The sequence below is a fragment of the Actinocatenispora rupis genome, from assembly GCF_016861975.1.
GTDB classification, from domain to species: Bacteria; Actinomycetota; Actinomycetes; order Mycobacteriales; family Micromonosporaceae; genus Actinocatenispora; species Actinocatenispora rupis.
The window spans coordinates 101,538-110,962 of record NZ_BOMB01000013.1 but is presented as its reverse complement, the minus strand read 5'-3'; the positions used below and the strand labels follow the sequence as shown (position 1 = coordinate 110,962).

Annotated in this window: 10 protein-coding genes; 5 read left to right on the top strand and 5 right to left on the bottom strand. The window is 74.6% G+C overall.

Annotation, left to right across the window (positions count from 1 at the left end; genetic code table 11):
- Nucleotides 1-83: 83 nt before the first annotated feature.
- Both Aru02nite_RS12740 and Aru02nite_RS37195 read right to left on the bottom strand, forming a co-directional pair.
- The gene (locus Aru02nite_RS12740) at nucleotides 84-998 is read right to left on the bottom strand and encodes a CDP-alcohol phosphatidyltransferase family protein (protein WP_373324862.1); all 915 of its coding nucleotides are present in this window, start codon (nucleotides 996-998) and stop codon (nucleotides 84-86) included.
- A 234-nt stretch (nucleotides 999-1,232) separates the two neighbouring features.
- Nucleotides 1,233-2,159, bottom strand: a complete 927-nt coding sequence (locus Aru02nite_RS37195) for an NUDIX hydrolase (protein WP_203657682.1) — start codon at nucleotides 2,157-2,159, stop codon at nucleotides 1,233-1,235.
- Nucleotides 2,160-2,312: 153 nt separating this feature from the next.
- On the opposite strand from Aru02nite_RS37195, the gene Aru02nite_RS12730 reads away from it, so the two are divergent.
- Complete coding sequence (locus Aru02nite_RS12730) at nucleotides 2,313-2,534, top strand: PspC domain-containing protein (RefSeq protein ID WP_203657681.1); 222 nt, start codon at nucleotides 2,313-2,315, stop codon at nucleotides 2,532-2,534.
- Here Aru02nite_RS12730 and guaA read toward each other — a convergent pair whose 3' ends face one another.
- Together guaA and Aru02nite_RS12720 are read right to left on the bottom strand one after the other, a co-directional pair.
- A complete protein-coding gene (guaA, locus tag Aru02nite_RS12725) occupies nucleotides 2,535-4,082 on the bottom strand; it encodes a glutamine-hydrolyzing GMP synthase (RefSeq protein ID WP_203657680.1) in 1,548 nt (515 codons plus the stop codon). It abuts the gene before it with no gap.
- A gap of 56 nt (nucleotides 4,083-4,138) precedes the next feature.
- Entirely contained in the window at nucleotides 4,139-4,738 is a 600-nt protein-coding gene (locus Aru02nite_RS12720) for a hypothetical protein (protein WP_203657679.1), read from the bottom strand.
- A 126-nt stretch (nucleotides 4,739-4,864) separates the two neighbouring features.
- Here Aru02nite_RS12720 and Aru02nite_RS12715 point away from each other — a divergent pair, with 126 nt between their 5' ends.
- The 3 genes from Aru02nite_RS12715 to Aru02nite_RS12705 all read left to right on the top strand — a co-directional run bounded on the left by Aru02nite_RS12715 (nucleotide 4,865) and on the right by Aru02nite_RS12705 (nucleotide 7,006).
- Nucleotides 4,865-5,773: a DUF72 domain-containing protein gene (locus tag Aru02nite_RS12715; protein ID WP_203657678.1), complete on the top strand. Its 909-nt coding sequence runs from the start codon at nucleotides 4,865-4,867 to the stop codon at nucleotides 5,771-5,773.
- Nucleotides 5,770-6,540, top strand: a complete 771-nt coding sequence (locus Aru02nite_RS12710; protein WP_203657677.1) for a DUF72 domain-containing protein — start codon at nucleotides 5,770-5,772, stop codon at nucleotides 6,538-6,540. Before Aru02nite_RS12715 ends, Aru02nite_RS12710 begins: the two co-directional genes overlap by 4 nt.
- Nucleotides 6,541-6,613: 73 nt before the next feature.
- Nucleotides 6,614-7,006, top strand: a complete 393-nt coding sequence (locus Aru02nite_RS12705; RefSeq protein ID WP_239076638.1) for a DoxX family protein — start codon at nucleotides 6,614-6,616, stop codon at nucleotides 7,004-7,006.
- 11 nt (nucleotides 7,007-7,017) lie between these two features.
- Here Aru02nite_RS12705 and Aru02nite_RS12700 read toward each other — a convergent pair whose 3' ends face one another.
- Entirely contained in the window at nucleotides 7,018-8,340 is a 1,323-nt protein-coding gene (locus Aru02nite_RS12700) for an MFS transporter (RefSeq protein WP_203657676.1), read from the bottom strand.
- Between the two features lie 233 nt (nucleotides 8,341-8,573).
- Here Aru02nite_RS12700 and Aru02nite_RS12695 point away from each other — a divergent pair, with 233 nt between their 5' ends.
- Nucleotides 8,574-9,419 carry a LysR family transcriptional regulator gene (locus tag Aru02nite_RS12695; protein WP_203657675.1) on the top strand — a complete coding sequence of 282 codons (846 nt, stop codon included), beginning with the start codon at nucleotides 8,574-8,576 and terminating at the stop codon, nucleotides 9,417-9,419.
- Nucleotides 9,420-9,425 lie beyond the last annotated feature (6 nt).

Here is a 9,425-nt window from a genome sequence, read left to right as displayed (position 1 = left end):
CCCCGGGTGACGCTTGGACTTGGCCCAGGTTTGTCATGACGAAGGCCCCGCCGAATCTCGGCGGGGCCTTCGTCGTGCGTACGTCAGGCTGAGGCGGAACGGGCGGTGCGGCGGTGCTTGAGCCACAGCAGCGGGCCGCTCAGCAGGTAGATCGCGACGAGTACGAGGAACGTCGCAGTGAGGTTCAGCAGCGCGCCGGCCACCGGTACGACGACGAGCCAGAGCGGGAGGCGGCGGAGCTGGGCGAGCTTCGCGTACGGGAAGGTGGTGACCATCAGGATGGCCAGCACGCCGATGCTGGCGACGAGGGCCAGGCCTGGCCGCGGGTGCAGCAGGCAGGCCAGCGCGAGGATGCCGGCAACCAGCGTGGTCGGGATGCCCGAGAAGTAGCTGCCGTCCTTGGGCGACACGTTGAACCGGGCGAGCCGGATCGCGGCGCACGCGGCGACCAGGGCGCAGACCGGGGCGAGCACCGCGACCGGCGCGCCTTCGGCGAGCCACTTGTACACGAGGACCGGCGTGGCGATGCCGAACGAGCACATGTCGGCCATCGAGTCCATCTGCGCGCCGAACGGGCTGGCCACCTTGAACGCGCGGGCCAGGCCGCCGTCGAGGCCGTCGAAGACGACGCAGGCGATCAGGCAGAGCGCGCCGGCGCGCAGGTTGCCGGCCATCGCGAGGAAGATCGCGGTGACGCCGAGCAGCAGGCTCGCGACGGTGCAGCCGTTCGCCAGGGCGAAGCCGATGCGGCGCTTCCAGGTGTGCTCACCGGGCAGCAGCCGCGGTACGACGGGCGACGGCGCCGGCTCCGGCACGCGCTCGGCCGCCGGGTACGACGGGACGGCGGGGCTGACCGGGGCGATCATGCCGACGGTGCGGTGCTGGCCGTCACGCGGGGGGTCGACCGGCAGGCGCAGGCTCGCGGCGGTGTCGTGCTGGCGCCGCCCGACGAGCACCCGTCGGGCGAGGGAACCGCCGCGGCGTAGGCCCCGGGTGATGCGGCGACCGGCCGGGCGCGGACTGTCCGTCACGCGGCGGCGCCATGGAGTTCTCGGCACGCAGTCTCCTCCTCACCGGATCGGCTGGTCCCGCCAGGTCGGCGGCCGTCCGGTGCGCGTCCTACACCATGGCATATGAAACACGCCTTGGCGATATCAGTGATCGGCCACTCTAGCCGATTCCCCGACGAACCACCACATATGCACCCGACGTGGGGCAACGCTCGGTGATGGTCACCGGTCCCGCCGTACGGCCGCGTGCAGTGCCGCCTGCACCGCGCCAGTGACCGGCAGGTCGACGAGCCGGTCGGCCGGAAACCAGGCCGCGGCGTCGGTCGAACCACCCACCTCGGTCACCGTCGGTACGCTCGGCTCCCGCACGATCACCCGGTACAGTACGCGGACCGCGTGCCAGTCGATCGGGTAGCCCTCCGGTCCGAGCGCATTCGGGTCGTGTTCGCTGGACACGTCCAGCAGAGCGCCGACCGTACCGCGTTGTCCGGTCTCCTCGGTCAGTTCGCGGGCCAGCGCCGCGGCCGGCTGCTCGCCGTGGTCGGTGCCGCCGCCGGGCAGGTGCCAGCGGCCGGCGCCGGGGTAGCCGGGCGCGATCCGGCTCAACAGCACCCGACCGTCCGGATCCGTGGCGTACCCGTAGGCGGCGAAGCGCTGCCCGGACGTGGGCCGTACGGGTGGCGGCGCGGGGGCGGGCGCGCCCGGCGGCAGGTCCGCGCGTACCCGGGGCGGGGTGCTCGGCAGGCCCAGGGTGTCCGCGACGAACGGCATCAGCGGCAGCCCCGCCAGCTCGGTCCGCGGCACCCAGCGGGCCAGGTCCGTCGTACCGACCGGCTCGTCGCGCAGGTCGCCGCCGAGCAGCCGCACGTCGTACAGGATGCGGTCGGTGTGCAGGAGCTGGTCGCGCGCCGGGATCGCCAGTACGTCGGCCGTCACCGCGCGCAGCCCGTCCACCGCGACGGCCAGCCCCGTCTCCTCCGCGAACTCGCGTATGACCGCGTCGGCGGGCGGCTCGCCCTGCTCGACGCCACCACCCGGCAGGTACCAGGTGCCCGGCACGTCGGAGAGCGCCGAGGAACGGGTGAGCAGGACGCGGCCGGCGGCGTCGGTGAGCACGCCGTACGCGGCGATCCGTCGCGCGTCGCGCACCGCGCCTCCTCGGGGTCGGGGCTCAGGGTCGGACCCGGGACGCTACCCGATGCCACTCGGGTCACCAGTGCCGCACCGTGGAGGAGTCAGCAGTTCACCACCGCGGCGGCGGGCCCGACCCGCCGACGCACTCCTACCGCGGAGGCGGCAGAGATGACCGAGACGAACATCCCCCCGGTGACCGACCACTCGATCAAGCGGCTGCGGCGCAGCCGGACCGACCGGAAGCTCACCGGCGTGTGCGCGGGCATCGGCGAGTACTTCGACGTCGACCCGAACATCGTCCGGATCGCCGCCGTACTGGGTGCCTTCTTCACCGGCGGGACGCTGATCCTGGCGTACCTGGCGGCGGCGCTGCTCATCCCGGAGAGCTGATCACTCCCACTCGATGGTGCCCGGCGGCTTGCTCGTCACGTCCAGGACGACGCGGTTGACCTCGGGCACCTCGTTGGTGATGCGGGTCGAGATGCGCTCCAGCACCTCGTACGGCAGGCGGGCCCAGTCGGCGGTCATCGCGTCCTCGCTGACCACCGGCCGCAGCACCACGGGATGCCCGTACGTGCGGCCGTCGCCCTGCACCCCGACCGACCGCACGTCGGCCAGCAGTACGACCGGGAACTGCCAGATGGTCGCGTCGAGGCCGGCGGCGGTCAGCTCCTCGCGGGCCACCTTGTCCGCGGCGCGCAGGATCGCCAGCCGCTCGGCGTCGACCGCGCCGATGATCCGGATGCCCAGCCCCGGCCCCGGGAACGGGTGCCGGCCGACGATCTCCTCCGGCAGGCCCAGCTCGCGGCCGATCGCGCGTACCTCGTCCTTGAACAGCGTGCGCAGCGGCTCGACCAGCGTGAACGCCAGGTCGTCCGGGAGCCCGCCGACGTTGTGGTGCGACTTGATGTTCGCCGTACCGGTGCCTCCGCCGGACTCGACCACGTCCGGGTAGAGCGTCCCCTGCACCAGATACTCGACGCCCTCGGCGGTGGCGACCTCGCGGGCCGCCGACTCGAACACCCGGATGAACTCCCGGCCGATGATCTTGCGCTTCTGCTCGGGGTCGGTGACCCCGGCGAGCGCGGTGAGGAACCGGTCGGCCGCGTCGACCACGACCAGCTTGATGCCGGTGGCGGCCACGTAGTCCCGCTCGACCTGCTCGGCCTCGCCCGCCCGCAGCAGGCCGTGGTCGACGAACACGCAGGTCAGCTGGTCACCGACGGCCCGCTGGACGAGCGCGGCGGCGACCGCCGAGTCGACCCCGCCGGACAGCGCGCACAGCACCGCGGAGTCGCCCACCGTGGCCCGGATCGCGGCCACCTGGTCGTCGATGACGCTGCCGGTCGTCCAGTTCGGCGTCAGCTTCGCCACGTCGAACAGGAACCGGCGCAGCACGTCCTGCCCGTGCGGGGTGTGCCCCACCTCGGGGTGGAACTGCACGCCCGCCAGGCCCCGCGCGGTGTCCTCGAACGCCGCGACCGGCGCGCCCGCCGACCGGGCCGTCACCGTGAACCCGTCCGGCGCCTCGGTCACCGCGTCGTTGTGGCTCATCCACACCGGCTGCTCGGCCGGCAGGTCGGCCAGTACGGCGCCTGGGTCGGTCACCGTCAGCGCCGTCCCGCCGAACTCGCGGCGCCCGGTCTCCGCGACCGTGCCGCCGAGGGCCGTCGCCATCGCCTGGAACCCGTAGCAGATCCCGAACACCGGTACGCCCGCCTCGAACAGCGCCGGGTCGACGCCCGGCGCGTCGTCGGAGTACACGCTGGCGGGGCCGCCGGAGAGGACGACCGCGGCGGGGTTGCGCGCCAGCATCTCCGCGACCGGCATCGAGTGCGGGACGATCTCGGAATACACGTTCGCCTCGCGCACCCGGCGGGCGATGAGCTGGGCGTACTGGGCGCCGAAGTCCACCACGAGGACGGGCTTGAGATCCATCCTCCGAGCGTAGCCAGCGGCCGACCCGCGGTCGCGGCCGGTCCCGGGCGGTGTGGTCAGCCGATCCGCGGGTGGTCGAGGCTGATCGCCGCGGGCGCCTGCCGGCTCGCGGGGATCGGGGTCATCCAGACCCGGAAGTCGGACATCGGGTCCTTGCCGACCAACTTCAGCCGTACGTCGATCATCGTCGCGGTGGTCCAGCCGTCGTGCCCGCCGTACGGCGTCTCGGAGGCGCGCCAGAACGGGCGGATCGCCACCGACCAGCTGCCCGGGTGCGCCGGATCCGCGGCCATCATGGTGTCCCCGTACTCCATGGACCAGCCCGCGCCGTAGTCCCCCTCGCTCGTCCGCGGCATCGAGCGGGCGACCGCGACCAGGTGCCGGCAGGTGGCGTCGCCGCAGGACCGCAGCGTCGCCACCGCCACCTTCGGATCGCGTACGGCGTCGAGCCCGTGCACGAAACTGGTGAGGAACTGGTTCGCCTGGGCGAGGGTGCCGGCCGTCGCGCCCGCCATCGGCGGCGGCGTCGGCACCCGGAACGCCGGCGCGGTCACCGCCGCCGCGTCGTGGCCGCACCCGGCGAGCAGCAGCCCGGCGGCGAGGGCCAGCACGGCCGGGCCGGTACGGCGGAGTCGGTGCCTGTCCGCAGGACGCATGCCCGCAGGCTAGCGGCGGCGGACGGCGCGGACGAGGGGCGGGACACGAGACGCAACCGGGCCGATACCGGCCCGTGATCGGCCGTTCCGGTTGCCCGGGACCGGCCGGCGGGGTGGACTCGGCGCATGGGCGACATCCTGGTGGGTACCGCGTCGTGGACCGACAAGACCCTGCTCGCCTCCGGCTGGTACCCGGCGGACGCGGACAACGCCGAGCGCCGCCTGGAGTACTACGCGAGCCGGTTCCCGATCGTCGAGGTCGACGCCACCTACTACACGCCGCCGGCGGAACGTACGGCCGAGTTGTGGGCGGACCGCAGCCCGGCGGGCTTCACGTTCAACGTGAAGGCGTTCAGCCTGCTCACCGGGCACCCGACCCGGGTCAACGCGCTCTACAAGGACCTGCGGCCGGAGACCGACAAGACGTACGTCTACCCGAAGGACCTCGACCCGCAGACCGTGGAGGACTGCTGGGACCGCTTCTTCTCCGCCCTCGACCCCTTGGTACGCAACGGAAAGCTCGGCGCGCTGCTGTTCCAGTACCCGCCGTGGTTCACGATCCGGCGGGACAACAAGCAGTACCTGCTGGAGTGCGCACACCGGTGCGCGCCGATCCCGTGCCTGGTGGAGCTGCGGCACGCGAGCTGGTTCGACGGCGACAACGCCGACGAGACGCTGGACTTCCTGACACGCCACCGGATCCCGTACGTCGCGGTCGACATGCCGCAGGGCCACCGCTCCTCCGTCCCCCCGGTACTCCGGGCCACCGCGCCGCTGTCCGCGGTCCGCTTCCACGGCCACAGCGAGCAGTGGACCAGCAAGGACATCCACCGGAAGTTCGGCTACGACTACTCCGCCGAGGAACTGGCCGGCTGGGCGCCGAAGATCGCCGAACTCGCCGGCCACGCCGAACGCACCCACGTCCTGATGAACAACTGCTACCGCGACTACGCGACGCGCAACGCCGCCGCGCTGGCCGACCTGCTCGCCGCCGAAGGTGCGGACACCGTTGCGGCGCAAGGACACTGGCCGTGATCCTGATCGGTACGTCGGGCTGGCAGTACCGGGACTGGCGCGGGGTGCTGTACCCGCCGGGCGTCCCGCAGCGCCGCTGGCTGGAGTACTACGCGGAGCGGTTCGCGACGGTGGAACTGAACAACGCGTTCTACCGGCTGCCGGCCCGGGAGACGTTCGCCGGCTGGCACGACCGTACGCCGGCGGGGTTCGTGGTGGCGGTGAAGGCCAGCCGCTACCTGACCCACGTCCGGCGGCTGCGCGAACCGGCGGACCCGGTGGCGACGCTGCTGTCCCGGGCCGCCGGGCTCGGCGACCGTCTCGGCCCGGTACTCCTCCAGCTGCCGCCCACGCTCACCGCCGATCCCGGCCTGCTGTCCGCCACGCTCGACGCGTTCCCCGCCGGGCAGCGCGTCGCCGTCGAACCGCGGCACGAGTCCTGGTGGACCCCGGAGGTCCGCGCCGTCCTCGAACGCCACGGCGCCGCGCTCTGCTGGGCCGACCGGCTCGGCCCCGTCACCCCGACCTGGCGTACCGCGGGGTTCGGGTACCTGCGCCTGCACGAGGGCAGCGAAGACCTCTGGCCCCGGTACCCGAGGGCCCGGCTGCGCCGCTGGCTCGACCTGATCGCCGACACGTACGCCGACGCCGACACGTACGTGTACTTCAACAACGACCCGGACGGGGTGGCCGTCGCCGACGCGGTCACCCTCGCCGACCTCGCCCGTACGGCCGGGCTGCCGGTCACCCGCACCCCGACCGACCTGATCCGTACCTGGGGCGAGTGATCCCCTTGCGCCGCAACCGAACCCGCCGGCACGTCCAGGTGCCCCGGGGTCCGCGCCGGCCGGACGGAGTACGGTGCTCGCGCACGCTCCGCGCTCGCCGCCCGGGAGGGTTCCGGTGTTCGTCGCCACGGTCGTACTGTCCGTCCTGCTCGCCGTCGCGTTCCTCGCCACCGGCGCGGCCAAGCTCGCCGGCCTCCGGCCGATGCGGGACAACGCCGCCCACCTGGGCTTCCCGTACCCCGCGTGGCGTGGCATCGGCGTACTGGAGGTCGCGGCCGCGGCCGGGTTGCTGGTCGGGCTGGCCTGGGCGCCGCTCGGCGTCGCCGCCGCGGTCGGCCTGGTCCTGCTCATGCTCGGCGCGGCCGTACTCCACCTCCGGCACCGCGACGCCGCCGGCCAGACCGTCCCCTCCCTCGCGTTCGCCCTGCTCGCGGTACTCCTCCTCGTCGCGCGCGCCCTCTCCTGACCGCGCGGCGGTCACGCCCGGGCGGTGCCGGCGAGCGCGGCCGCGACGACGGCGGCGGACAGCAGCAGCGCCACCGGTACGGCAGCGAGGCCCGGCGCGACGACCGCGCCCATCGCGGCGACCCCGACCGTCGCGCCGACCTGGCGTACCGCGTTGAGGAGGCCGGACGCGGTGCCGGCGAGACCGTCCGGCGCGGCGGCGACCGTGGCCGTGACCAGTGCCGGCAGCGCGAACGAGACGCCCAGCCCGGTCACCGCCAACCCCACCGCGAGCACCGCGTACCCGGGGGCGGCGGCGAGCAGCAGCGCGCCCGCGGTGAGCAGGCCGAGGCCGGCGAGTACGGGGCGGCGCGGGCCGTACCGGGCGACGAGGCGGCCGGTGACCAGCGGGTTGAACGCGGTCGGCAGCGTCAACGGCAGGAACGCGAGGCCCGCGGCGAGCGGACCCCAGCCGTACCGGTCCTGGAGGACGAGCGTCACCACGAACAGGGTGCCGGACAGGGCGAAGTTGACCGCGGCGCCGGACAGCAGCGCCGACCGCGCCGCGGGTACCCGGAGCAGCGCCGTCGGTACGAGCGGATGCGGCGCCCGGCGCTGCCGGCGTACGAGGAGGGCGAGGGCGAGCAGGGCGGCGGCGCCGGTGGGCAGCGAGAAGGCGCCGGCCCCGATGACGGCCGCCGTGACCAGCCCGAGGAACGCGGCGGCGAGCAGCTGCGAACCCCAGTCGACCCGGCCGGTACCGCGGGGCGCGGCGAGCGTACGGCCGGCGGTGAGGAGCAGGGCGAGCGCGGCGACCGGGACGTTCACGAGGAACACGGCCCGCCAGCCGGCCAGCGACACCAGCGCGCCGCCCGCGACCGGCCCGGCGGCGAGCGCCACGCCGGTGATCGCCGCCCACGCGCCGAGCGCCCGCGCCCGTTCGGCCGCGACCGGGTAGAGCCGCGCGACCAGCGCCAGCGACGCCGGCAGGCACGCCGCGCCGGCCGCACCGAGCAGCGCGCGCAGCACGACGAGTACCCAGAGGGTCGGGGCTGCCGCGCTGGCCAGCGACAACACCCCGAACGCGGCGACACCGGCGGCGAACACCCGGCGGGCGCCGTACCGGTCGGCGACGGCGCCGGCGCCCAGCAGCAGCGCCGCGAACACCACCGTGTACCCGGCGACCGCCCACTGCTGGCCGGCGACCGGGCCGCCGAGCGAGCGGCGCAGATCGGGCAGGGCCACGGTGAGCACGGTCGTGTCGAGCAGGACGAGGAAGTACCCGAGGGAGACGCCGACGAGTCGGACGGCGCGGCGCAGAACGGCGTCGCGGCCAGCAGCGGTGCGTACGGTCATGGTCCGCAGCCTCCGGCGGAACGTGTGCGGCCGCCCACCGCGAACCCCGCACGCACCGTTCGGACATCCCGTACGGGCCAGCCCGTGTCTGCACGGGTTCGGTCGGGCGAGCCGCATTCCGTTCGTTGCGCGAGGCGGAGGTGCAGGTGGGTGCGCTCGTGCCGACAACGCGGCGAACAGGCCCCGGCGCAGCCGGCCCCGCAACCTGTGCAGACCCGGGCTAGCTTTGCGGGGTGAACCCGAGCCATCTGCGCGGCTTCCTCGCCGTACTCCGGGCCGGTGGGGTGACCGCCGCCGCGGCCCGCCTCGGCGTCGCGCCGTCCTCGGTGTCCGGCCAGGTCCGGGCGCTGGAACGCGATCTCGGGGTGCGGCTGTTCGACCGCACCGGCGCCGGCATGCGCCCCACCCGCGCCGGCCAGCGCCTCGGCCGCCACGCCGAGGACCTCCTCGGGTACGTGGAACGGGTCCGCGCCGAGGTGACCGGCCGGCACGCCGGCGTACGGGTGGGCGCGCTGGAGACGCTGGTCGCGGGGCTGCTGCCGGAGATGCTGGACCGGCTCGCCGACCGCCACCCCGACCTGACCGTACTGGCCCGGCCGATGCAGCGCGGCGCGCTGCTCGCCGCGCTGGCCGCCGACGACCTCGACGCCGGGCTGTTCCTGGACACCGGCGACACGCTCGGCGGTCTCGGGTTCGCGCCACCGCCGGGCACCACGCTCGACTTCCTCGACGTCGCCGACGTCCCCCTGGTACTGGTCGGTGCGCCGGACCGCCCGGAGGGCCCGCTGCTCTGTACGGAGCCGGGCTGCTCGTTCTGGCTGGCCGCCGACCGGGTGCTCGGCACCGCGGCGGACCGGGTCGAGCTGGGGACGGTCGGCGTGATCCGGGCGTGGGCGGCGGGCGGCCGCGGGCACGCGCTGCTGCCCGAGTTCGCCGTCGCCGACGACCTGGCCACCGGCCGTCTCGTACGGCTGCCGCAGCCGGCCGCCGCGCCGCTGTCGCTCCGCCTCGCCTGGCGTACCGGTCGGGACCGGACCGACGCCGACCTCCGCGCCGTCCTGTACGCCCTCAGCGCCTGACCGCGC

What these genes read in the sequence shown, in the direction of transcription:
- Aru02nite_RS12730 (WP_203657681.1), top strand. Translation starts at nt 2,313, where the DNA reads ATGACCGAGACGAACATCCCCCCGGTGACCGACCACTCGATCAAGCGG.
- guaA (WP_203657680.1), bottom strand. Translation starts at nt 4,082, where the DNA reads ATGGATCTCAAGCCCGTCCTCGTGGTGGACTTCGGCGCCCAGTACGCC.
- Aru02nite_RS12720 (WP_203657679.1), bottom strand. Translation starts at nt 4,738, where the DNA reads ATGCGTCCTGCGGACAGGCACCGACTCCGCCGTACCGGCCCGGCCGTG.
- Aru02nite_RS12715 (WP_203657678.1), top strand. Translation starts at nt 4,865, where the DNA reads ATGGGCGACATCCTGGTGGGTACCGCGTCGTGGACCGACAAGACCCTG.
- Aru02nite_RS12700 (WP_203657676.1), bottom strand. Translation starts at nt 8,340, where the DNA reads ATGACCGTACGCACCGCTGCTGGCCGCGACGCCGTTCTGCGCCGCGCC.